The 22,593-nt window shown below is 38.5% G+C and carries 23 protein-coding genes and 2 pseudogenes; 6 read left to right on the top strand and 19 right to left on the bottom strand.

Annotated features, from left to right (window positions below; genetic code table 11):
• Positions 1-231: 231 nt before the first annotated feature.
• The 3 genes from DWW33_RS13280 to DWW33_RS15740 form a co-directional block, all read right to left on the bottom strand.
• Positions 232-570 carry a hypothetical protein gene (locus DWW33_RS13280; protein ID WP_117842344.1) on the bottom strand — a complete coding sequence of 113 codons (339 nt, stop codon included), beginning with the start codon at positions 568-570 and terminating at the stop codon, positions 232-234.
• Between the two features lie 101 nt (positions 571-671).
• Positions 672-866: a hypothetical protein gene (locus tag DWW33_RS13275; RefSeq protein WP_117691176.1), complete on the bottom strand. Its 195-nt coding sequence runs from the start codon at positions 864-866 to the stop codon at positions 672-674.
• A 199-nt stretch (positions 867-1,065) separates the two neighbouring features.
• A complete protein-coding gene (locus DWW33_RS15740) occupies positions 1,066-1,227 on the bottom strand; it encodes a hypothetical protein (protein ID WP_158564740.1) in 162 nt (53 codons plus the stop codon).
• Between the two features lie 108 nt (positions 1,228-1,335).
• Here DWW33_RS15740 and DWW33_RS13265 point away from each other — a divergent pair, with 108 nt between their 5' ends.
• The 3 genes from DWW33_RS13265 to DWW33_RS13255 all read left to right on the top strand — a co-directional run bounded on the left by DWW33_RS13265 (position 1,336) and on the right by DWW33_RS13255 (position 2,397).
• Entirely contained in the window at positions 1,336-1,776 is a 441-nt protein-coding gene (locus tag DWW33_RS13265; RefSeq protein ID WP_242986250.1) for a S24 family peptidase, read from the top strand.
• 83 nt (positions 1,777-1,859) lie between these two features.
• Positions 1,860-2,141 (top strand): helix-turn-helix transcriptional regulator, encoded by a 282-nt coding sequence (locus DWW33_RS13260; protein ID WP_118639688.1) that lies wholly within the window; start codon positions 1,860-1,862, stop codon positions 2,139-2,141.
• Positions 2,134-2,397 (top strand): hypothetical protein, encoded by a 264-nt coding sequence (locus DWW33_RS13255; protein ID WP_118639687.1) that lies wholly within the window; start codon positions 2,134-2,136, stop codon positions 2,395-2,397. The genes DWW33_RS13260 and DWW33_RS13255 overlap by 8 nt, the downstream gene beginning before the upstream one ends.
• Positions 2,398-2,500: 103 nt before the next feature.
• On the opposite strand, the gene DWW33_RS13250 is transcribed toward DWW33_RS13255, so the two are convergent.
• Complete coding sequence (locus DWW33_RS13250) at positions 2,501-3,919, bottom strand: methyl-accepting chemotaxis protein (RefSeq protein WP_118639686.1); 1,419 nt, start codon at positions 3,917-3,919, stop codon at positions 2,501-2,503.
• Between the two features lie 334 nt (positions 3,920-4,253).
• Between DWW33_RS13250 and DWW33_RS13245 the strand changes: the two genes are divergently transcribed.
• Positions 4,254-4,667, top strand: coding sequence for a transposase (locus tag DWW33_RS13245; protein ID WP_118177426.1), 414 nt, complete (start codon positions 4,254-4,256; stop codon positions 4,665-4,667).
• Here DWW33_RS13245 and ftsH read toward each other — a convergent pair.
• The 10 genes and pseudogenes from ftsH to DWW33_RS13195 form a co-directional block, all read right to left on the bottom strand.
• Positions 4,642-6,456 carry an ATP-dependent zinc metalloprotease FtsH gene (ftsH, locus tag DWW33_RS13240; RefSeq protein ID WP_118639685.1) on the bottom strand — a complete coding sequence of 605 codons (1,815 nt, stop codon included), beginning with the start codon at positions 6,454-6,456 and terminating at the stop codon, positions 4,642-4,644. The two genes, DWW33_RS13245 and ftsH, sit on opposite strands and share 26 nt — an antisense overlap.
• A 50-nt stretch (positions 6,457-6,506) precedes the next feature.
• Entirely contained in the window at positions 6,507-7,496 is a 990-nt protein-coding gene (gene bsh, locus DWW33_RS13235; RefSeq protein ID WP_117947895.1) for a choloylglycine hydrolase, read from the bottom strand.
• Between the two features lie 364 nt (positions 7,497-7,860).
• Positions 7,861-8,433, bottom strand: a complete 573-nt coding sequence (locus tag DWW33_RS13230) for a CDP-alcohol phosphatidyltransferase family protein (RefSeq protein ID WP_006858451.1) — start codon at positions 8,431-8,433, stop codon at positions 7,861-7,863.
• Complete coding sequence (locus tag DWW33_RS13225) at positions 8,423-9,487, bottom strand: FUSC family protein (RefSeq protein ID WP_118639684.1); 1,065 nt, start codon at positions 9,485-9,487, stop codon at positions 8,423-8,425. Before DWW33_RS13225 ends, DWW33_RS13230 begins: the two co-directional genes overlap by 11 nt.
• 31 nt (positions 9,488-9,518) lie before the next feature.
• A complete protein-coding gene (locus tag DWW33_RS13220) occupies positions 9,519-10,562 on the bottom strand; it encodes a HAMP domain-containing sensor histidine kinase (RefSeq protein ID WP_118177429.1) in 1,044 nt (347 codons plus the stop codon).
• Complete coding sequence (locus DWW33_RS13215; RefSeq protein ID WP_118173525.1) at positions 10,562-11,272, bottom strand: response regulator transcription factor; 711 nt, start codon at positions 11,270-11,272, stop codon at positions 10,562-10,564. Before DWW33_RS13215 ends, DWW33_RS13220 begins: the two co-directional genes overlap by 1 nt.
• A complete protein-coding gene (locus tag DWW33_RS13210; protein WP_117699026.1) occupies positions 11,251-12,684 on the bottom strand; it encodes a phospholipase D family protein in 1,434 nt (477 codons plus the stop codon). Before DWW33_RS13210 ends, DWW33_RS13215 begins: the two co-directional genes overlap by 22 nt.
• Positions 12,685-12,880: 196 nt before the next feature.
• Positions 12,881-14,440: a cardiolipin synthase gene (gene cls, locus DWW33_RS13205; RefSeq protein WP_118173527.1), complete on the bottom strand. Its 1,560-nt coding sequence runs from the start codon at positions 14,438-14,440 to the stop codon at positions 12,881-12,883.
• Positions 14,441-14,475: 35 nt separating this feature from the next.
• Positions 14,476-15,156 carry a GTP pyrophosphokinase gene (locus DWW33_RS13200; protein WP_117699024.1) on the bottom strand — a complete coding sequence of 227 codons (681 nt, stop codon included), beginning with the start codon at positions 15,154-15,156 and terminating at the stop codon, positions 14,476-14,478.
• A gap of 38 nt (positions 15,157-15,194) precedes the next feature.
• A pseudogene (locus DWW33_RS13195) lies at positions 15,195-15,518 on the bottom strand (linear amide C-N hydrolase); the annotation flags it as partial.
• 447 nt (positions 15,519-15,965) lie between these two features.
• On the opposite strand from DWW33_RS13195, the pseudogene DWW33_RS16285 reads away from it, so the two are divergent.
• Together DWW33_RS16285 and DWW33_RS13180 are read left to right on the top strand one after the other, a co-directional pair.
• Positions 15,966-16,199 (top strand): annotated as a pseudogene (locus tag DWW33_RS16285) (cupin domain-containing protein); the annotation flags it as partial.
• Between the two features lie 440 nt (positions 16,200-16,639).
• A complete protein-coding gene (locus DWW33_RS13180; RefSeq protein WP_199650789.1) occupies positions 16,640-17,857 on the top strand; it encodes an IS256 family transposase in 1,218 nt (405 codons plus the stop codon).
• Positions 17,858-18,078: 221 nt separating this feature from the next.
• Here the strand turns inward: DWW33_RS13180 and DWW33_RS13175 are convergent, their stop codons facing one another.
• From DWW33_RS13175 to DWW33_RS13155, 5 genes are all read right to left on the bottom strand, one after another.
• The gene (locus tag DWW33_RS13175; protein WP_118639682.1) at positions 18,079-18,459 is read right to left on the bottom strand and encodes a cysteine hydrolase family protein; all 381 of its coding nucleotides are present in this window, start codon (positions 18,457-18,459) and stop codon (positions 18,079-18,081) included.
• Between the two features lie 136 nt (positions 18,460-18,595).
• On the bottom strand, positions 18,596-20,302 hold the full coding sequence (locus tag DWW33_RS13170; protein ID WP_117699365.1) for a methyl-accepting chemotaxis protein: 1,707 nt from the start codon (positions 20,300-20,302) through the stop codon (positions 18,596-18,598).
• Between the two features lie 420 nt (positions 20,303-20,722).
• The gene (locus DWW33_RS13165; protein ID WP_118639681.1) at positions 20,723-21,373 is read right to left on the bottom strand and encodes a hypothetical protein; all 651 of its coding nucleotides are present in this window, start codon (positions 21,371-21,373) and stop codon (positions 20,723-20,725) included.
• 26 nt (positions 21,374-21,399) lie between these two features.
• Positions 21,400-21,585: an HTH domain-containing protein gene (locus DWW33_RS15855; protein WP_306755716.1), complete on the bottom strand. Its 186-nt coding sequence runs from the start codon at positions 21,583-21,585 to the stop codon at positions 21,400-21,402.
• Between the two features lie 46 nt (positions 21,586-21,631).
• Positions 21,632-22,381, bottom strand: coding sequence for a hypothetical protein (locus DWW33_RS13155; protein ID WP_118639680.1), 750 nt, complete (start codon positions 22,379-22,381; stop codon positions 21,632-21,634).
• Between the last annotated feature and the right edge of the window lie 212 nt (positions 22,382-22,593).

The following is a 22,593-nucleotide window of genomic DNA, read 5'->3' as shown; positions in this document are numbered from 1 at the left end:
TTCAATGCTCGTCCGGTACTCGGAGCACCCGGAGGATGTAACCATTCCGTTCCATCGAGTTCACACAGTTGGCCACCATTACGATTCAGCTTCGTAACAATGATCACTTGGTTTTCTTATTAGATTAGCTATATTATAACGTGCTGTAGGTCGGATGTCGATGATTTTTTGACCATATTTATTGTTTTATATGTTACTTCTCTATTAGTTCTGCAAACTGAAAGTTTCCATTTATTTCTTTTTGCGGTATTTGGGTTCAATACCTACTACATACGCTACCATAGCCGCAATACTAATAAGCATTGCACCCAATATAGGTATAATAATCAAACCCGAATTCTGCCCATCTAATAAAGGCAATCCAATTAACGTAAACAAAATACCATACACGCACCACAATATGCCCAAAGCACGATTATAGCCTTTCAAATCTTCTATGGGCGCTACCTCGGCATTTGCCCAAAAACCGAAAGGTTTTGCTTTCTTGGAATTAAAATCATAAATGCCCATTACAATAAATAATACGCCGATTATTACCCAAATAACAAATGCTATTAATCTTCCTTCCATAATATGTATCCTTTCTTTGTAGTTCTGTAAATTCAAAGCTTCGCGAGCTTTGTACTTTCTTTAATTTTCTCAGTATTACTGAAAGTTTCAAGTGGAAATTATCAAATCAATTTTTTCGCATTATCTGCATTCAATTCAACATATCCACATTTTGGACATACATAACATGAAACAGTACTATTCTTTTCATTCTCAAAGATACCGTTTTTCTTATTAGTTAAATAAACAACCGTACCTACTGCATCTCCTTTTAATTTTGCTTTAATCATTTCCTCTTTACATCTTAAACAATCCATCTTTATTCCTCCATAAACTTCAAATTTGTACATATCTTTTTACACAGTATAGCATATACCTATCTCTATGCACATCAACAATTTAATCATCCTTATCCTCCTGTCGATCCAAATGCCCCGGTTCCACGTTCTTCCCATGATTCAAAGGTAAAATCTGGTATCAGAACCGGCATGATCACAATCTGCCCGACTTTGTCACCTATCTTATCATCTGCTGCGCCTGCCAGTTGTCTGCAAGATCCGGCACATAATGAAGCATATCCAGATCAATTCTCTTTCCGATCAGCACATCCATTTCCACACCGTCATCCAGATTGTTTGGATCAGCTACCCTGATGCCGATTGCCGGTATTCCATGCATGCCAGACAGTTTCTCGCCTTATGTGAAATTCTTGAAATATACGATATCTATACAGAGTTTGTTGGCCAGAGTCCTCTTAATCCATTCCGGAACCTGAATGAAAATGGAATGAACAAAGTGCTTGAATATATCAGCGATCTGGAAAGCACCGGCAACTATAAACCGGCAGAGATCATTCCTATCCATGTGATCAGGGAAAGAAAAGTATTTTACAATACCGTTTCCGCTGGTACCGGCTCTTTTCTTGATAGTGACGAATATGAGATATTCTCCTCTCCTGACATTCCGGAGGCTGCCACATTTGGCGTATATGTAGATGGTGACAGTATGGAACCTAAATACCATAATAAGGATCTCATCTGGATTGAACAGACAGCATGCCTTGATGATGGCGAAATAGGTATCTTCTATCTTGATGGAAACGCATATGTGAATAAATTTCAGAATAACAGACTCGGAACCTACCTCATATCACTGAATAAAAAATATGATCCGATTCCGGTTACAGAGAACAGTTCCTTCAAAATATTCGGCCGTGTTCTTTCATAAGTCCTTTTTTTGGAACACTTAAAACTGTAGGATTATTATAGCGGAACAGACCTAAACAATTCTGAATTTGGAGGTGCATATATATGAATACTGATATGGATATAGACATAAACACCATGACAGACACAATTACCTGCAGACTTGTTGAAGCGAGGGCAGATCTTGGCATTACCCAGAAAGAACTTGCATCAGCAACCGGCATCAACCTGAAAACTATTGCCAATATCGAGTCAAAACAGCATATTCCTTCTCTGCTATACGCCATGAGAATTGCAGATTTTTTTCACAAACCGGTAACAAGCCTGTTCTGCTATCATCTTGGTGTTCAGCAGACTCCCTCTAAAGGAGATGATCTGAATGAATAATAAAAAAATGTTAGATTTCCAGACAATCGCTGTTGATTTTGATGGCACTCTCTGCTACAGCAAATGGCCGGAGCTTGGTCAGCCAAACCAGGCACTGATCGAATATCTCCAGGAATGGAAACGCAATGGCAACAAACTCATTCTCTGGACCTGCCGCGCCGGTAAAGCTCTGTCGAATGCTGTCGAATGGTGCCGGGAACAGAATCTTGAATTTGATGCAGTTAATGACAATCTTCCGGAAAACGCAAAGGCATAGAACCCGTAATGGGGCTATGCCCTTGTGCTTATTCTAGCATTCATTTTTAGTTAGTGCGGGTTATTTACCTAATACAGTTCTTCTCATAATAAAAATCTGTTAGTTAAACTTTTTCAAATTTTGCTACTTCATCCGATAAATCTTCCGAAAGGTTCTTATTTTCGTCCGCCTGCACTGTAATTGCTGAAATTGCTGTTACAAGTTGTGATATCTCTTGTGCTACGTTTGTAACACCTTTTGCAGATTCTTCAATCGCTATAGAAATGTTATTGATACCTTCATTCATATCATTCATTGTACCTAAGCTATCTTTTGACTTAACTGCAAACTCGTTAAATGTATTACTTGCCTGATCAGAATCAGCATCATAATTTCCAATAATTTTTACAAAGTTGTCATAATCAAGTGCTACCTTTTCATCTACAAAACGAATCATTTCTGTTGCATTTCCAGACAGATTGTTTACTGCCTCAATAACTTTTCCACTGATTTCCTGAATATTGTTTGCTGTCTCACGTGAACTATCTGCAAGCTGTCTGATTTCATCTGCAACAACGGCAAAGCCCCTGCCTGCTTCCCCTGCTCTTGCTGCTTCAATCGATGCATTAAGTGCTAGAAGATTTGTCTGTGCTGCGATATTTAAGATATTTTCTGTAAGTTTTGCAATTTCATTTACAGACTTAGATGCTTCTACTGCCTCCGCGACATCCTTTTGAATGCCATCAAATGTTTCTACTGTTTTTTCTTTTGATGCAATCGCTTCTTTATAGCTATTTTCTGCAGTAAGCTTCACTTCATGCATCTTCATTGCAGAGTTCTTAGCATCCTCATTCATGCCTGCCATTTTCTCCAGCAGATTATTACATCCTTGGGCTAAATCAGATAGAGAAGCAGATACCTCTTCCATGGATGCTGCAAGTTCTTCCGATGTTGCACTCACATTGGATGCACTCATATTTGAAGATTCCGCCTCATTTTGTACAAGATAGGAAGATTTTTTCATATCTTTTGATACACTCTGAATCTTTACCATAAGATTTTGTAATGTTTCAATAAAATGGTTGACACCATTTGCAAGCTGACCAATTTCATCACTGGTTTCATCAAATACTCTTAACGTAAGATTACCCTGTCCTGATTCTATACCTAAAATGATATCATCCAAATCATTCTTTGCTCTTTTTGCTGGACGAACAATGGACTTATTAATAACAATCGAAAGAAGTACGATTACAATAATATCAGCTACCACAAGTGCAAAATCAAAAATGATGCTTCCATTTATTTTGTAGTTGCTATGTCTGATGGCTTCTGCCACTTCTCCTTTTGCTGTTTCAAAAACCGCGGTATCATTATTTTTCACTGCTTCTTCATATTGTTCAAACTGTTCTATAAGCACATCATTCTTTCCTCGAATAGCTTGTAATGCCATTAAATTCAAGACTGTAATCAAAACTGCAAAAAAGCCTACAGACACTAACATTGTTACTAACTTTTTTCCCAAGTTCTTTCTCTTTTTCATGTTTATTTTTCTTCTTTCTGCGAAAAGCGCCAATGCGTTATGTTTTGGAATTTTTTACCATCATTCTACCCCACCCCACAAAATTTTGTCAATACTTTATTCTCTTGATAGAAAATTTTAATCTTTACTCTGATGAGGATGGCGTGAAACACATCCGTATCAAAGCCAGACCTAATAAATGGCATGAGAATGACTGCCCTTTCTGTCACAAATCATGTCCTGCTTATGACAAACATTCCAGCAAACCAACCACTTGGAGGGGGCTGGGAAACTGTAGGCCGCTGTGTCAATCGTGCTCTTCACGATTTAGAACCGGAGCGCTCAAGAAGACTTGATGGTCTGGTTAATATCGGCATTGACGAAACCAGTTACAAAAAGGGTCACAGAGTGTGTAAATGAATACACTCCTGACTGCGCCCGTTGTGTTGATTCCTTTCACGTAGTCGAGTGGGCTATGACAGCTCTCGATGAAGTCAGAAAAGATATCTGGCATGATGCCTACAGCGAATATAAGCAGATCAAAAAAGATAATCCATGTGGCAAGGGTCGTCCTAAAAAGGATGATCCTGAACTTGCTATTGTGAAAGCAGCTAAAGCTAAAGCAGATGAGATAAAAGGCTCTGCATACATGATAAAGGTTCTCTGTTTCCTTTTTGATACCAAATATCATATGCATTATATAATATCTTTCTTGGGTGGAATTGGTTATCTAATTAACTACATTATTTTCTATCTAAAATATTCATAAATTCGTCACCTGTAATTGTTTCCTTCTCATACAGGTACATAGCCAGTTCGTCCAGTTTTTCCCTGTTTTCAGCAAGGATTTTTCTTGCTTTTTCATGCTCTGCTTTTACGAGCTGCACGACTTTTTCATCAATTTCCTTCTGGGTATCTGCAGAACAGGAAAGAGACGTATCGTCGCCAAGATACTGGTTGGTCACGGTTTCCATTGCCACCATGTCGAATTCATCTGTCATGCCGTAGCGGGTGATCATCGCTCTTGCAATTTTTGTTGCCTGTTCGATATCATTGGAGGCTCCGGTCGTGATCTCACCAAATACGATCTCCTCTGCCGCACGTCCGCCTGTAAATGTAGCAATCTTATTCTCAAGTTCTTTTTTCGTCATCAGATATTTATCACCCTGCTCAACCTGCATAGTGTAGCCGAGTGCACCTGAGGTACGCGGGATGATCGTAATCTTCTGGACCGGTGCTGAATGACTCTGCAATGCAGCTACCAGAGCGTGTCCTATCTCATGATATGCAACAACCTTCTTCTCCTGATCTGAAAGAACCGCATTCTTCTTCTGATATCCTGCAATAACCACTTCTATACTTTCTTCGAGATCAGATTCATTTACAACGGTCCTTCCACTACGGACAGCACGTAATGCTGCTTCATTTATAATATTGGCAAGCTCCGCACCGGATGCACCGGATGCCATACGTGCAATCGTATGCAGGTCAACATCATCAGATGCTTTTATCTTCTTTGCATGAACCTTTAAAATTGCTTCACGGCCTGCAAGATCCGGCAGTTCAACCGGCACACGCCTGTCAAAACGTCCCGGACGTGTAAGTGCCGGATCTAACGACTCCGGACGGTTCGTTGCAGCAAGAATGATGACACCATTATTTCCTTCAAATCCGTCCATCTCTGTAAGAAGCTGGTTTAAGGTCTGCTCCCTCTCATCATTTCCGCCCATTTGTCCGTCACGCTTTTTACCAATGGCATCAATTTCATCAATAAACACGATACATGGTGCCTTTTCCTTTGCCTGTCCGAAAAGATCTCGAACTTTGGAAGCTCCCATACCGACAAACATCTCAACGAATTCTGATCCGGACATTGAGAAAAATGGTACATTTGATTCACCTGCAACTGCTTTTGCAAGCATTGTTTTGCCGGTTCCCGGAGGTCCTACAAGAAGGACACCTTTTGGCATAGACGCACCTACATCGGTATACTTCTTCGGATTGTGAAGATAATCAACGATCTCTGAAAGGTTTTCTTTCGCCTCATCTTCTCCTGCAACATCTGAAAAACGGATTCCCTCACTGGATTGCACATAAATCTTCGCATTGCTTTTTCCCATTCCAAAAGCCATCGAATTTTTTCCTCCGGCATGCTCCATCAGTTTCTTCGCCATATAATTTCCCAGTGCGATAAAAAGGATCAATGGCAAAAACCCGGTCAGCAGGAAGCTGATGATCGGTGACATCTGCTTATCGATATCTTTTGCGAATACTGCTCCACATTCATATAGCCTGTCCGTCAGGTTCGGATCGTTCATCAGACCTGTTTTATAAATATTTTTTTGATCTTTATCTGTAAAGATGATCTGATTGTCCTTAACTTCTACTTCACCGATATTCTTCTTCTCGATCATGCTCATAAAAGTTCCATAATCCGTTTCCTTTACCTGATGCTCCATAAGGATTGGTGTGACAACCAGATTAAATACGATCAGCACTATTAACACAATCCCATAATAATATGCCAGTGGTTTTTTCGGTGTTTTAACTTCTTTCATGGTCTTTCCTCCTGTTGTTCTGCGTTATGCTTTCTCCGTGCATTTTCGTATTATTTATTCTGCCATCTGACTTCGCCCTTGGACAGAAGCGGATAACAGATCAGCTGATCTGAATCCAGATTTTCGGCATGCATGTCAACCGCTGTGATCTGATGATTATCATAAGTCGTATAATAATAAATACCTTTTGCTGTATTACAACAGGACGTGTATATCGTGATCTCATATTTGCCTTCTGTCACCTCACAGCATCCACGTTGCTGATCTACGGATCCTAAGATATGGAAGAACTGGCTTACACTCTCATCCTCTTCTTCACCGGAGATCGAATTTAATTTTGTAAAGGCAACTTTCACAAATCTTGACTGGCTGGAAAGATCTCCAGGTATTCCCATTCCACCCATTCCTCTGCTATATGCATCAAGCTGTAATACTTCTGCAAAAGTACTCTCCGGCTGTTTTCTGGATACACCGGCATAATTATTCAGTGCAAACATCTGACCGGGGAATGGTGGATTATTGGTAAGCACTCCTACCGGATTATCATATACATGCAGCCCATCCTTCATAGACTCAACAACGATACAGGAGTCTTTGTCTGCAATAATCCAGTGAAGCTGTGCTGTCGGCAGCTGTTCGCTGAATGCTGTGCCTGTCAGTCTCATTGCTGCCAGCTTCTCTCTCACCTCTTCTACAGTAGCACACTGTACAAGGATCCATGGGATGAACTCGAACTGTGCCACCTGACTGACTTCTGTTTCATCTCCCGGCAAAGCCTCTTCATATGCCGCATTGCCAACAAAATTAAGACCTGCCATTCCAAGGCCTTTTTCATTAACAGCATCATAATAAAGCGGATAACCTCCTGCAACAAATGCCATTCCGATCAAAGCATAATGGCTTTTTATCTTCCCGGCAAACCGGAAATCAAATTCGTAATTTCTTGGCGTTATCGTAATCTGTTCCCCATAGGAAAATTCATAATCAAGCGTTCTGCCCATATAAAAATCTTTTGTTTTGTAAGTTGCTGCTGTACACATATCGAACCCCTCTTCTTTCTGCTATAATAGTCCTGCAAACAATCTCATAAACAACTGTCCGAGCCGTAAATATGCACTCCGTCCTGTGCGGTACTTTTCGGTCACTTCCCTGCATTCATTCATTGTTGCTCCCAGATCATCTCTTATATCCAAAACTGTCTGACTACCATTATACTGCATTATAAGGCAGATAAGCAATCTGTCTTTTTGTCATAAAAAACCTTATCTAAATGACATTGAATGATTTATTTTCTATCTAAAATTTTATTAAACCGACTAAAGACTCCATAGTTTGTGTGTTTGACTTACTGTTTATATCTATCTTCTCCTAAATATTTTTCTAGTCATTGCAATATAAAATTGCTTATACAGTCTCTCCCTTAAGAGTCCTGGTATTCTGGATAATATACAGAGCGACCGATATGACCATCATTATAGCGCACAAACCAATCAACAGATCTGATACCATCGGTGTAATTTGGAACCATATAATATGCACCGCTGCAGTTCCATATAATAAAAAGGTTACTATCTTTCCATGCCAGTCTGCACCATGTACTTTTCCTGTCTTTCGTATCACAAGACATCCACTGACTACCATATACAGCTCCTTACCTGCCATTATTACGATTAAAAGAAGCATATGCGGAAAACGAGTAAACAGACAGATTAACATCGCTGCCTGTGTCAGCTTATCAGCCACCGGATCAAGTATTTTTCCTAAATTACTAATCCTATGGAATCTTCTTGCGATATATCCATCAGCAAGATCCGTAAGACCAGACAGCAATAAGATTTCACCAGCTAACAGAGGATTTTTCTTTACACAATAACTCCATATAATTACCGGAATCAGACAAAGCCGAAAAAAAGAAAGAAGATTAGGAACCGTAATAATTCTATTCAAATTTTCTTCCTGATTCACTTCACTCTGCATGTACGGTCACATCACTTTCCTTTTTTTTAGACATAAACCAATAAAATATAACACAAAATGCTAAAGCAAACACAACACCAAAAACATTTTGAATCACTCTAAGACTAACTGCTCCTTTTAGTCCATAACTCTCTGTAGCAATGGCTAAAGCACCAAATGTGTTAAATACTGCCTGCCAGCCATATTGTGCTGAAAATCCTACACCGATTCCACCAAGAATTCCTATATATGCATAGATTGACGAAGGAAGCAGAAAATATAATACTGTAAAACATATAACACCTGCAATATTTCCGACAATCCTTTTACGGACTCTGTAGTGCATATCTTCCATAAACGGCAAAATCGCGGACATGGCCGCAATACCAGCCCACATTGCACGTGGCATATTACAAAGTTCTGCAATGCAAAGGACAATCGGTACGCATAAAATCTGACATATCTGCCATTTTGTTCTGGAAGAAGTGATATCAAATTCTTGTATCAGATCTTTCAGATTTCTTTTATAAGTTCTGTTTTTATGATTTCGATAAAATACGAAGCAGGTAAGTGCTGCACCTAAAGCCATTCCGACTAATCGCATCTGATAGCTTTTTCCTGTAACATCATAACCATATAGCAGCAGATACCCAAGAACCAATGTAGATTGATTAAACATGAATGGATTATGGCATCCGAACAGAATCAACACAGCCAGTGCCGCAATATTTAACAGCATTCCCAATACCGGTGAAAACTGATTTGCTAAATGCGGACATACAGCCATAATTACAAAGAACAAAGCCAAAAGCATCGTAGATTGTCCGGTATGGATCCCCAGATCCGCATTTCTAAACACCATGAGACATAATAAGACTACTACACCTACAATGCTGTTCTCATTTCCAAATAGGATGCTGAAAATACTAACAAATAAAAAACAAAATGCCATTGTAACAGCTATCTTCACCAGATATACCCACATATGATATAATTTTTCTTTTCGTGTTTCACTCTTTTTCAACAGGTTTTTAGAACCTGCCTGATTTAACTGCAACTCCTGATAAAATGTCATGTAATTCCTCCTCTATCTGTTTTTCTTAAACTTATATGGCCTCATCTTTCTGTATTGGAAGCTCTACAACAAATCTGCATCCACCATATTCCCGGTTTTCTGCCTTGATTGTCCCGCCAGCACTATCTACGATCCGTTTCACAAGTGCAAGGCCGAGACCATTTCCTTCTGCTTTGTGAGAACCGTCTGCCTGATAAAATTTATCAAATATTCTGGATTTTACATCATCCTCTATTCCTGGTCCTTCATCTTCCAGAATGAACTTAACAGAATCCTGTTCTTGTTTCAGAAACATCGTAATTGTCCCCTTTGAAGGGCTGAACTTAATCGCATTATCCAAAAGATTTATCCAGATATGCATAAAAAGTCCTTCATTCCCAGTATATTTAACTTCCTCCAATTCTACCTGAAAACCAATTTCTTTTTCTGTCCATTTTGTTTCCAATGAAAGAAATGCCTGGCGGATCTGTTCATCCAGACGATATTCTGTTTTTTTCATTGGTATATTCTGATTCTCTAACTTGGATAACAGCAAAATATTACCAACCAATCCGGAAAGTCTTTGGGTGTTAAATAAGATTTTTTCTACATATTCCTCTTGATCCGAAGACAGTTCTTCTCCCTGAAGCAGCATTGTATATCCTTCAATGGCATTAATCGGGGTCTTAAACTCATGAGAAACATTAGATACAAAATCCATCTGCAGCATCTCTGTTGCACGAAGTTCTTTTGTCATAACGTTAAAACTTTGATAAGATTCTCCAACTTCTGCTATACGGCTGTTCGTTTCCAAATGCTGTTCAAAATCTCCCCGAGAAACTTCCTTCATTGCTTTACTAAGTCTGGTAATCGGTTCCAGTAACTTTGCATTGATAAAGGAAGTGATCAGCCCTGCAATCAATGTATTGAAAATCAAAAGCCAGCCAAGCACAGGTATGCTGCCCGGCAGATTAAAAAAATGATTCAAAAAAGCAAATAATAAAGCAGATATGACTGTTGAAAATACAAGTGCCAGCCAGATTGCACCAGTCAGACAGGATCGGATCCGCAATCCTTTTTCTTTCTTTTGTTCCATTATTTTTTCACCACCTTGTATCCAATTCCACGCATTGTCACGATTTCAAAATCCGGGTTATCCTTAAAACGCTCTCTGATTCTTCCTATATGTACCTCTATCGTATGTGGGTCTGCCTCCGTCTCGTATCCCCATACTTCATCCATCAACTGTTGTTTTGTAAATGTTCTGCCTGGCGAAGCTGCAAGCTTATATAAAAGCAGGAATTCTTTTTTAGGCAAAACAAGACTTTCCTTATCAGTTGTAACCGTCATTGCATCATAATCAAACTCTGTTGAACCGATCACAATTTTGTGTTCATTCAGTATCTGTGCACGGCGAAGCAGTGCTCCGACTCTTAAAACCATTTCATTCACATTTACCGGTTTTACCATATAATCGTCACTTCCCGAAAGAAATCCCTGGCGCATATCATCAAAGGAACCTTTCGCAGTGATCATAAGTACCGGTATCTGATATCCTGCTGAACGAAGTTCTGACACCAGTTCATAACCATCCATAACCGGCATCATAATATCAGAAATGATCAGATCAACATATTCCTTATCCAATATTTCTAATGCCTGTGCTCCATCCGATGCACTTTTGACTTGATATCCATTCTTCTCAAGCACTTTTTGGAATAGCTGGCTTAATTCTTTATCATCTTCTACAATCAATATTTGAAACACGTTTTCCTTCCTCCTTATTAAAACAGATACCTTGCCCATCCAAGCAGATGCTGTACTAAAAATATTTTTCTCTGACGTTTCTTTGTTAATTCGATTGGCTCTACATGATATGGATCATTATAAGTTCCGCCTTCTAATATCTGGCGGGACACTTTTTCATATTCCATCATGCCCTCTTCCAACTGTTTATTAATATCTTTACTGCGTATTACAAGCATCAGTTCCGTATCCAGATATGTACTTCTCATGTCCATATTAAAGGAACCGATTACAGACAGATCATCGTCAATCAGAATACTTTTTCCGTGGTATGAATAGCCGCCTTCATACTCCCAGATATCAATTCCTGTATTTAAAATTCTGTTTCTGTTTCTCGCATAATCAGCAGCCCCAAATGGATTCCCATTATTCGCAACTGAATTTGTCATGATAGAAAAATCTGAAACGTTCTCTGCAATCTCCTCCCATGTATTATACATCATATCATTGCAGATAATATATGGAGTGTGGATCTTCACACGATTTTTTGCATTTTTCATCAATTCTCCCAACTGATACCACACTACTGGTTCTTTGGAACCTGTGTGAATAGGATTTGACACTAATGTAATCTTTTCTGTCTCAAAAGTTTCGTCCGTGTAATCGGTATCGCAGATTCTTTCCTTATTCTCTTCAAAATATTTCTGATAGCCGTTCTGCAGCTCTAAAACTGCGTTCTTTACAGATTTTCTATTTGCCAGTTTTTTATTGTCATGAAAATAACCACTGTCTTCCTGATTCCATATGGTTTCAAAATACTCTGACAACTGGTTAACTGAATTTTCTTTCTCAGGTTCATCGCAAACCACTAACACGTCTCTGTCATAGTTCTTATGTCCCGGAAAATCACCCAGGAAATAATTGTATGTATTTCTTCCCCCAAGAATATATCTCTTTCCATCTGCAATCAAATATTTATCATGCATTCTACCCATCATTTTCCACGGTTTCAACGGATTGGCCTTATTATATAGTTTAATTTCAACATTCTCATGGGAAGATAATCCATAGAAATACGGATTTCCTTCCATATCAATCCAGCTCTCCATTCCATCTACTAACAGACGAATATGTACACCTCTGTCTGCCGCATCATGCAGTGCTCCTAAAATCAATTTTCCACTTTCATCGGATTGAAATGCAAAAGTAGAAAGAATAATTTCCTTTTTTGCATTCTTGATCAAACGCACTCTTTGTAAAAGCGCTTCTGGATTCTTTTCTATGATTACTGCCCGTTCTGTATTTTCACTGCATTCGTTCCATGACCCATTTTTTGTTTCTTTTTTGGTTGTATTGGACACTTCCGGCTGCTTTTTATATGCAACGCAGATTCCGAGCAATTCATAAAAAGCCACACATAAAAAAATTGCCAGTATAACAAGAAGGATTTTACATATTTTATGCTTTTTCATTGTACATCACCTGATTCCTTTTTTTCATACTTATACAATACAAAGTCAATCTCAATTTAACCTCAACAAGGTTTGTTTTTTTCATCCATGCAAAATCTTCTTTGTACAACAGACTGTTAGATATAACAAAAACGACCTTTCAAAAACAGTTAACTTCTAAATCAACTGTTTTTTGAAAGGTCGTTTCATCAGATTCTTATAGCAATCCAGCAAATAATCTCATAAATAATTGTCCCAGTCGCAAATATGCACTTCGTCCGGTTTGATATTGGTCTGTCACATCACGACATTCTCCCATCGTTCTTATCAGATCATTTTTTATTTCCACAACTGCCTGACAATCTACCATAAAACAGCCGTTTTCAAAATGGTGATATAAACTTCGATAATCCAGATTAATTGTTCCACAAGTTGCCATACAGTCATCTGCCACACTCATTTTTGCATGACAGAAACCAGGAGTCCACTCATAAACACGAACACCATGTTTAACTAATCCATGATAAAAAGAACGAGTTATATTATAAATGAATTTTTTATCAGGGATACCAGGTGTGATAATTCTTACGTCTACCCCTCGCTTAGCAGCCAAGCATAACGCATGCGTCATTTCATCTGTTATGATTAGATATGGAGTCATAAACCAACAATATTTTTCAGCTTTATTTATCATACTGATATAAACTTCTTCTCCTACTTGCTCATTATCCATAGGGCTGTCTGCATAAGGTTGAACAAACCCAGTTTGCTGTGCCGCATAATCATATTGGAAAAGGTATTTACTAAAATCAGAATCATTAGCATCCTTATCACTTACTGCATTCCACATTTCCAAAAATGTCACCGTAAGCGACTGAACAGCATCTCCTTCTAAACGAATACCTGTATCTTTCCACTGTCCATACGGGTGTGTGTAATTAAAATATTCGTTTGCTAGATTATATCCACCTGTAAATCCGACTTTTCCATCAATAACTGTTATTTTTCTATGATCACGATTGTTCAAAAACAGATTTAAACCTGGCATAAACGGATTGAATACACGGCAATGAATTCCTATTGCCTCCATCTTTTTCACAAAATCTGTGTTAATAAAGCCTATAGAACCCATATCATCGTAGAATACTCTAACTTCCACACCTGCTTTTACTCGCTCTTCCAGAACATCTTGAATCTTATGCCATGCTTCAGCGTCTTCTATCGCATGATATTCCATAAAGATAAACTTCTGTGCTTTCTCCAAATCCTTAAGCTGTGCCTCTAATCCTTTCACTGCTTCATCAAAATACACAATATCCGTATTCTGATAGATTGGATACTGCGAATTTCTTTGTATGTAACTTGCTATATTTCCTGCTTTCGGAATTGTTTCTTTTATTCTGCTCAAACACTCCTGACTGTCCGGAAGCATTGGTAACAATTTGCTATCAATTTCTGCATATCGCTCACGCATTTTATGTGTGCCACCATTCAAACCAATCAACAAATACAGGCCTACACCCATAACTGGGAAAATTAGAATTAAGATGACCCAAGGCATTTTCATAGAGGATGTCTTATTTGATGCGTACAATCCCAAAACCAAGATCCCACTCAAAATCCTTGTAAATAAATTTATGATTTCTGCATATTCATTCAAGCGTGTTACGATAGTAATAATAAAAATCACTTCCAGAAGAATGCAGATTATGGAAAAACACAGCCGTTTTACCCCATTTTTTGTTTTTGCTTTGCCCTCTAAAGTATCTTGTTTCATATATATTTCTCCTTCCTACTTGCTCAGTTTTCTCCCTAAATTTCGTGGAACATACCAATTTTGTCTTTTATTCTCTGCATTTCATTATCTGCTTCAATGATAGCTCTTGCAGAATGAAGTAATTCTTCACTTATCTCATCATAGCCAGGCATTTCTTCAATTCCTTTTTTATAGCGAAGTTGATGTTCCAATGTTGCCCAGAAATCCATACCATTGGTTCGAATCTGTAATTCTACACGCATAGGTGTTTTACCCTTAGCAAAAAATACTGGTATTTCAACAATCATATGATAGCTTCGATAACCATTCGATTTTGGATTTTTTATATAATCTTTTATTTCAATAACTTTAATATCATCCTGTTGGGTAATCAAATCTGATATCATATAAATATCGTCAATAAACGCACAAACTATTCGAACACCTGCTACATCATTGAGATATGTCTGTATATTTTCTGTTGTAAATTCATATCCCATCTTCTGCAGTTTATCGTAAATACTATTGGGCTTCTTAATTCTTGTTTTTATAAAAGAAATAGGATTTCGATTGTTCTCAACTGAAAATTCATCATCCAAAACCTCAAGTTTAGTTTGTATCTCCCGAATAGCACAACGATACATCATCATTAAATTATAAAATTTTGTAGCATTATTTAAAAACTGTAGTGATTCCGGACTGGCCATCCTAAGTTTTTTTACTTCATCTTTTGTCATGGAACTTTCCTTTCTACCTCATCCCTGATTTCAAAACATTATTTATTTTGATAGTTGATTCTTTCTCCTTGAATTACTGGATAACAAATCATTTTATCACTATCCAGATTTTCTACATGCATATCTACTGCACTGATCTGATGGTTTTCATAAGTATTATAATAATAAATACCTTTTGTAACATTACAACACGACGTATACAATGTGATTTCATATTTTCCATCCGCTACTTCGCAACATCCTCGTTGCTGATCCACAGATCCGAGAATGTGGAAGAATTGGCTAACGCTTTCTTCCTCTGATTCACCTGAAATTGCATTTACCTTTGTAAAAGCTACACGTACAAAGCGTGAGGAAGAATTGCTCGCTGACATGAGCCATTCCAATAATTGCATAATGATTTTTCATATCGCCAACATGGAGAAAATTAAACGCATAATTACTATCTGATCACCATAAGAGCATTCATAATCAAGGGTTCGTCCAAAGTAAAAATCTTTTGTTTTATAAGTTGCTGCTGTACACATGATCGTTTATCCTCCTAAATAGATTGAAATATGTCAATGAGTTTTTTTCTTGAACAATAGTATAGCACAATTCTTTTATTTTGTTCCAACTTCATACATGATTATAACATGTAAACTTTAAACTATTTTCCTAGATTATTTCTCCATCAGTTTTTCAAACCAGGTATCCATAGCTAGGATGAATTGACCTACGTCTGGCAATTCTTGCAGCATTTCGTTTAGGGTTTTGTGCTTCACATATTTCTGCACATACACCCAACAGGCAACTCTACTGGCTTCTGATTTGTTCATTCTCATAAAGAAAATGAAGAAATCTATGGAAATCTTTCAGGTAACGGCAAAGCCATAATTGATGGAGAAGAAATCATCCTTTCAACCGGAGACTGGCTAAAAATCGCACCTGCTGCAAAGCGCCAGTTTTTTGCATCCGATATTTCCAGAATTACTTATATCTGTATTCAGGTAAAAGAAAATTCTCTGGAACATTTTACAGCAGAGGATGCCGTAATTAGCTAATTAAAAGTATTTATTTACAAAATGCACAGTTCACGATAAGTTAAGAACTGTGCATTTCTTTTTTGTTCAATATTACGTTTTCTCAATTTTTCAAACAAGAAGTTAGGGCTTTAACTTTTTCCAAATAATCAGCTTTAGGATAATACATACGACCACCACAACAGCCATCACAGCACCATGCAACAGTAGCGCTGTGTAGCACGGTGCAGACTGTATGACATATAAATTTGGATAAGTTTTAAAGTGCCAGAACTTATAAATTCCGGTCCCAATGAAAACTCCTATGGATGAACCAATAACGATGTTTAAAAAACAATTCAACTTTCTCAGCGGGAGTATCCCAAAGTTTGTGTAAACCTCCAAACTGATGTAAGATAAAATTACTCAGTTTGGAGGTTATTTTTATGGCAAGAAGAAAAGACAGTCCACAAAAAGCAGCAATGAGAGAAATGATGCGTGATTATTTGAAAAATAATGATATCAGCATCAAAGATGGTACGGATGTGAACAGCATCATGCGTGACATGATGTCTGTTCTTTTGGAAGGTGCTTTGGATGAAGAACTGGATGAGGAATTAGGATATTCCAAGTATGACTACCGAAACAAAGAAACAGACAACAATAGAAATGGACATTCTAACAAAACCATGCACACCAGCTATGGAGACATGGATATAGCTATCCCAAGAGATCGCAATGGTGACTATGAGCCTCAGTTGATTAGAAAGTATCAGAATACAGTAACCCAGGACATGGAGGAAAAAATACTTTCCATGTATGCCAAAGGAATGACGACTGGAGATATCGAGTCTCATATGCGTGAACTGTATGATATTGATATTTCAGACAGCACAATCAGCAGAATCACAGACAAAATCCTGCCTATTGTAAAAGAATGGCAGGAACGCCCTCTGGAAGAAGTGTATGCTGTAGTATTTATGGATGCCATCCACTATCACGTCCGCAGTGAAGGACGTATTGTAAAACGTGCGGTTTACATTGCTCTTGGTATCGATATGAATGGAAAAAAGAACGTCCTTGGAATGTATGTTGGAGAAAACGAAAGTGCGAAGTTCTGGCTTTCTATCATGAATGGATTAAAAAACCGGGGAGTTGAGGATATCCTGATTGCATGCGTTGATGGTTTGAATGGATTTCCACAGGCAATCGAGGCTGTTTACCCAAAAACAGAAATCCAGCAGTGTATTATCCATCAAATCCGTAATTCAACAAAGTTTGTTTCATACAAAGACATCAAAAAACTGATGGATGATCTGAAGCTTGTATATGCGGCTCCAACAGAAGAAACAGCTTTAAATGAATTAGAGTTGTTCAAAGATAAATGGGAGTCCAAGTACCCGAAAATCTATAAATCCTGGCATGATAACTGGACAACCCTGTCCACTTATTTCAAGTATCCGGAGGCAGTAAGACGCCTGATTTATACCACAAATGCCATTGAAGGATTCAACCGTCAGCTTCGGAAAGTGACCAAAAGCAAAACGGTTTTCCCGTCTGATGACAGCCTTTTGAAAATGCTGTATCTGGCAACTATGGACATCACGAAAAAATGGACAGGTCACCGGCAGGACTGGGGACAGATTCATTCCCAACTGGAAATCTATTTTGAAGAACGTCTGACCGGACGAAACCTGTAAAAAACAGCTTGTTTTAGGCAGGTCTTATTGACATGCCTAAAAACTTCTGTATAATGCAGATATGGGCAGAACCTGAAAAAGCGGCTCTGCCCATTTGTAACTATTCACAAATCTTATATCAGTTTTTAACGTTTACACAAAACTTGAAACGGTCTCTTCTCAGCATGGCAGTGCACCCCTTTCCAAATTCCGATTTTTCAATTCTGTCAACAAAAATTGTTCTATACAAATTCTGCACCTGCTTCATGCAACTTTTTAAAGTACTTATTCTTGTTTTTCTTATACATTGTTCCGATTGCAGCTTCATTCACGATTACTTTATATCCATTTTTTATAGCACCTAATGCTGTCAGTGCAACGCAAGCCCCACCATCTACAGCCACAACTTCAACATATTCAATATTGTGTTTTTTCAGCAATATATCAAGTCCAGAATTAGTAAATGCATTACCTTTATATCTTATGAATATATTATCAGATACTATATGCAATTCTTTAGCAAAATCAATATCTTCTGTTCCTTCATATGCATGAAATGGTGCAAACTTATTTATCAGATTCTTCTTCATTACATTTTTTATATAACCTCCTATATCTACCATTACAATTCTAATAGATAATACGGAAATGAAAATTTCAGTTATAATGAAAGTTTTATGTTATAAAAAATACCGATCTTAATTCTCCACTATTTACGAATTATTAAGACCGGTATTTATTTCATTTTTTAATTAGCAATTAATCCCGACGTAGTGTAAACTTTCCTACCAGATCGTTTAATGTATATGCCTGTGCGGATAATTCCTCACTGGTAGCAGACGATTCCTCTGCTCCCGCAGAGTTCGACTGCACTACTTCCGATATCTGATTCACACCAAGTTCTGCCTGTTGCATCGCCTGTGCCTGCGCAGCAGACTCTTCACTCAATCGTTTTGCATCTGTCGCAATCTCCTTGACTCCCGTAACGATCTGCTCCAGAGATTCCGCTGCTACCTCCACTGCCTGGTTGCCATTCTCGATCTCCTGCAGCGATCCCTCGATCAGGCTTCTGGTATCTACTGCCGACTGTGCACTCTGTTCGGCCAGTTTACGGATCTGTTCTGCCACCACTGCAAATCCCCGTCCGGCTTCTCCTGCTCTGGCCGCCTCAATTGCCGCATTCAGAGACAACAGGTTCGTCTGACTCGCAATATCTTCAATGTCAGCAATAATATTCTGTATCTTTTTAGATGTTTCATTGATTCGCTCCATTTCCTCCATCAATGACCTCATCTGCGTATGCCCTGCATCCGCCTGCTGTGCATAATTCTCAGCCTTTTCCGTCGTCCTCTGCAGTTCGCCGGCTGTACGTGACACGGCATCTGTGATATTCGTAATGGTTGCCGTCAGTTCTTCCACAGATCCTGCCTGCTCTGTTGCTCCTTCTGCCAACGCCTGGGCAGATTGTGCAAGATTCTCCGATCCGGCAGATACCTGCTTAGCGGCCTCTTCTACCTGCTGTAAGGTACTGTTCATCTGTCGGTTCATCTTACGCATGGCATCTTTCAGTGCCACAAACTGTCCTACATATTTCTCTTCGATCTTAGTACCGATGGCATAATTACCCTCCGCCATCTGTCCCAACAATTCTCCTGCATCCGTAATAATCAGATTCAGGTCAGCAGCCATGCCTTTTGCGACCTGTATCATATAGGATATCTCATCTTCCGTGTTTCTGTCCGGGAATGCACTATTCAGATCTCCCTGTGCAAAAGTCTGAAGTCGATCTGCCAGCGCTATCATCGGTTCTTCGATATTTCCTGCCATTTTCTTGCCTAATACCACAGAACTCCAGAAAGAGGTCACTACGATAACCAGAATCGCGATCAGCATAAAACGCTCCATATGACGCAGATCTACCTCCGCCTGATCTCCTTTTTCGACGCACAGATTCATCAAGTCTACAAACTCCGCGTATATCCGTTCGTACTGTGCGGTCAGCTCTCCGATATCCAGATCCTGCGCCTTCAGATATCCGTCCTCGTCATCGGAAGTAGCCAGTTCCAATACCTGTGCATCCAATTCCCAGTACCCGTCCAGTTCCTGCAATATTTTATTATAGGCATCCCTGCCTTCGGTGAATTTGATTGAGCGGTTCAATTCATCTATGTAAGCCTCAAACGCTTCCTTTTTCTGGTCATGCAGTTCGATCTGCTTGTCTATCACTGCTTTGTCATCATAGCCTACTACTGCACGTAATGCGCTCCGGCTCTCCGAAAATGCCGCGACCGCTTTACCGATATCTCCCTGTGTAAATCCGTATCGGCTCAATGCCTTTTCATACTGTATCGCTGCGATCAGTAGTACTACGATTCCAATAACTGCCGCAATCGCACCGATTATTGCTACTTTCACAAATCCTTTCGTCAGTTGCTTTTTAATACCTTGTTGCTTTTGTGTGGCCATATAAAGCTCCCCCTAGTTTATCCGTTAAATAAGCTGCCGTGATCAACATCTCTATACAATAGTAGCACATCCCCTTTCATTATTCAACTGTACGAAATGGGTTGACCATTATTTACTCCGCATTACACGTACTCTCTTCTATGTTATAAAATCAAGCATCTTCTGCATATACACCATCTCCATAATATAAAAAAGAGGAGTCCCCGCAGGTTCTCCCCCGGTCGCAGGCCTCACAGGTTTCTGCAACGCGATCACTGTATTTGCAGTTTATTCCGCAATGGGAATAGGTTTTCGGTCTCCATCCCGACCACTGGAACAGGTTTAAGGTCTCTGTTCCGACCTTATATACATCTTTTATATTTTAATTATGCAAGATAACTTTAGAATCTGCAACAAGTTGTTGCTAAATTAACTGCTTATTTATGAACTCAATTCCGTTACCAGTGAAGAATATCTTTTTGTCCGGTTCTTTATATCCTCCTCACTGACACCATAATAACAATATAAATCTCTAGCTATTTTCTTAAACCTTTTTATGACCGACTTATTTCCAGAGTAAGATATTCCAAATATATTCCAGGTATAATCTACCTCTATTTCCATTAAATCCTCACCAATTTTTATTTCATATAAATGAAAATCCATGGGAATTACATTATCAGGCATTTGGTCAATCAATTTATTTCTAATTTCCATTTCATTCAAAAAATTTTTAACAGATTCTTCATTATGAAAATCTGGTTTTGGAATATCCTTCCTTTGGCCCAAAAGTTCTGGTTTATGCTGTATAATCAAACTAGCTTTTAGATTTTTCTGTCGTTCTATCCAATTTGTTGCGGCAGGATTGATTTCCACTAAATCATAATGATCCTTTGCGTATTGCACCACTTCCGCAAGGGTATGCGGGTTGGCCGCTATTCTCTTTTCTATCCTTTTTCGTCTGGATTGATAGATAGCATTTCGGATTCTAATCTTTAGAGATTGCTTTTGAGCTTCTCCAAATATAAAAACACTTGTGGGACCATCTTCACCATTTATTATGGAAACTTGATTGATACTTTTATTTTTCATAAGTGCCCTCTACTCACAAATCCCGATTATATCGGTGATTCACAATCTTTTAGCCAAAATCGCAGTTCCATAACCGTCACAGCAATTTTATACTTTACTTCGATTTCAATCTTTTCTGGTGGATTGGCTAAAAGCCTGTTAATATCATTTTCCTCAACACCAGCCATTTTTGCTATCGTTAGCTTGGATATGCCATAATAGGAAACAAGCACTTCCAACTAATGCATTGATTTGATATTTTCCTTTTACCGAACCCTCTTATGCCTTAATATCAAAACTTGATCTATCAGGTGCAGAAATACTCACAGATTCTGCTACAAGGCTCTGTGTCATACTTTTTACATCATTACCAGTTATGGATAAGGTATAATCACCCGTTTCTTTTTTTTCTGCCGATTTTTCTGCACGTTGCTTTGCAGCTTTTTCTTCCTCTGCTTTTTTAGCAGCTCTTTTTTCTTTTACCTTTTCCTCTTTTTCTCTGTTCTCTTTTACTTTTCGTTCAGCATTCTCTTTCGCTATTTTCCCATCTGGATCATTTGTACCAGATATTGCCACCGAAATATTTCCGTTTTCATCAACCTTATAACTCAGATTTGTCAAAGTGCCCAAACATCCATTCACCGCACTTTTTGCACAATCTGGAATGGCTGCTAAGTTTTCCTCCAGATACTTTGCTTTTTCCGGATCATTCATACACTTCTGTAAAAATGCACTTGAAACGGATACTGTTGTCGGAACCTCTTGCATTGAAGTCATTCCCGTATTCATATAATGGTATTTTCCTTGCAAGTATTTTGAATAATCATTTACATTGCTATACCCCGTCTTAATCTGCTCTGTTTTTGTCACACCGGGACGTGATGTTTTTAATTCAACTGTACTTGTTGTCACGTTGCCGTCTTTTGTATTTGTACTATCCTTTTCACTATCTGTTTTTTTAACAGTATTCTTGTAATTTGAAGCATAATACGATGTGCAACTGCTGTTATTGATACCTGTAATTGCCATAATCCTACCTCCCTGTTATTGAAACTTAAAATAATTTCTTTTATATTGAACGACTTGGATATTTAATTTCCGTTGATGTAAATTCATCTTCTGCCGAAACATTGATATGCCCACTGCTGTCAATAGCATACTCTTTACCATAAACGGAAAACGTATCTCCTTCTTTATACCCGATTTCTATCCAGTTTATATCATTTAACTGTTTTATCTTG

The organism is Roseburia sp. AF15-21 (assembly GCF_003479505.1).
GTDB classification, from domain to species: Bacteria; Bacillota; Clostridia; order Lachnospirales; family Lachnospiraceae; genus Roseburia_C; species Roseburia_C amylophila.
This window is presented reverse-complemented; position numbering and strand designations above follow the sequence as displayed.

Coding starts and splice junctions, on each gene's coding strand:
- DWW33_RS13265 (WP_242986250.1), top strand. CDS start 1,336: ATGAACAAAGTGCTTGAATATATCAGCGATCTGGAAAGCACCGGCAAC.
- DWW33_RS13210 (WP_117699026.1), bottom strand. CDS start 12,684: ATGAAAAAGCATAAAATATGTAAAATCCTTCTTGTTATACTGGCAATT.
- DWW33_RS13250 (WP_118639686.1), bottom strand. CDS start 3,919: ATGAAAAAGAGAAAGAACTTGGGAAAAAAGTTAGTAACAATGTTAGTG.
- DWW33_RS13175 (WP_118639682.1), bottom strand. CDS start 18,459: ATGGTAGATATAGGAGGTTATATAAAAAATGTAATGAAGAAGAATCTG.
- DWW33_RS13155 (WP_118639680.1), bottom strand. CDS start 22,381: ATGGCAATTACAGGTATCAATAACAGCAGTTGCACATCGTATTATGCT.
- bsh (WP_117947895.1), bottom strand. CDS start 7,496: ATGTGTACAGCAGCAACTTACAAAACAAAAGATTTTTATATGGGCAGA.
- DWW33_RS13220 (WP_118177429.1), bottom strand. CDS start 10,562: ATGGAACAAAAGAAAGAAAAAGGATTGCGGATCCGATCCTGTCTGACT.
- DWW33_RS13275 (WP_117691176.1), bottom strand. CDS start 866: ATGGATTGTTTAAGATGTAAAGAGGAAATGATTAAAGCAAAATTAAAA.
- cls (WP_118173527.1), bottom strand. CDS start 14,440: ATGAAACAAGATACTTTAGAGGGCAAAGCAAAAACAAAAAATGGGGTA.
- DWW33_RS13280 (WP_117842344.1), bottom strand. CDS start 570: ATGGAAGGAAGATTAATAGCATTTGTTATTTGGGTAATAATCGGCGTA.
- DWW33_RS13200 (WP_117699024.1), bottom strand. CDS start 15,156: ATGACAAAAGATGAAGTAAAAAAACTTAGGATGGCCAGTCCGGAATCA.
- DWW33_RS13260 (WP_118639688.1), top strand. CDS start 1,860: ATGAATACTGATATGGATATAGACATAAACACCATGACAGACACAATT.
- DWW33_RS13165 (WP_118639681.1), bottom strand. CDS start 21,373: ATGAAAAATAAAAGTATCAATCAAGTTTCCATAATAAATGGTGAAGAT.
- DWW33_RS13225 (WP_118639684.1), bottom strand. CDS start 9,487: ATGACATTTTATCAGGAGTTGCAGTTAAATCAGGCAGGTTCTAAAAAC.
- DWW33_RS15740 (WP_158564740.1), bottom strand. CDS start 1,227: ATGCATGGAATACCGGCAATCGGCATCAGGGTAGCTGATCCAAACAAT.
- DWW33_RS13230 (WP_006858451.1), bottom strand. CDS start 8,433: ATGCAGAGTGAAGTGAATCAGGAAGAAAATTTGAATAGAATTATTACG.
- DWW33_RS13180 (WP_199650789.1), top strand. CDS start 16,640: ATGAGAGAAATGATGCGTGATTATTTGAAAAATAATGATATCAGCATC.
- DWW33_RS13245 (WP_118177426.1), top strand. CDS start 4,254: ATGGTCTGGTTAATATCGGCATTGACGAAACCAGTTACAAAAAGGGTC.
- DWW33_RS13255 (WP_118639687.1), top strand. CDS start 2,134: ATGAATAATAAAAAAATGTTAGATTTCCAGACAATCGCTGTTGATTTT.
- DWW33_RS13215 (WP_118173525.1), bottom strand. CDS start 11,272: ATGGGCAAGGTATCTGTTTTAATAAGGAGGAAGGAAAACGTGTTTCAA.
- DWW33_RS13170 (WP_117699365.1), bottom strand. CDS start 20,302: ATGGCCACACAAAAGCAACAAGGTATTAAAAAGCAACTGACGAAAGGA.
- ftsH (WP_118639685.1), bottom strand. CDS start 6,456: ATGAAAGAAGTTAAAACACCGAAAAAACCACTGGCATATTATTATGGG.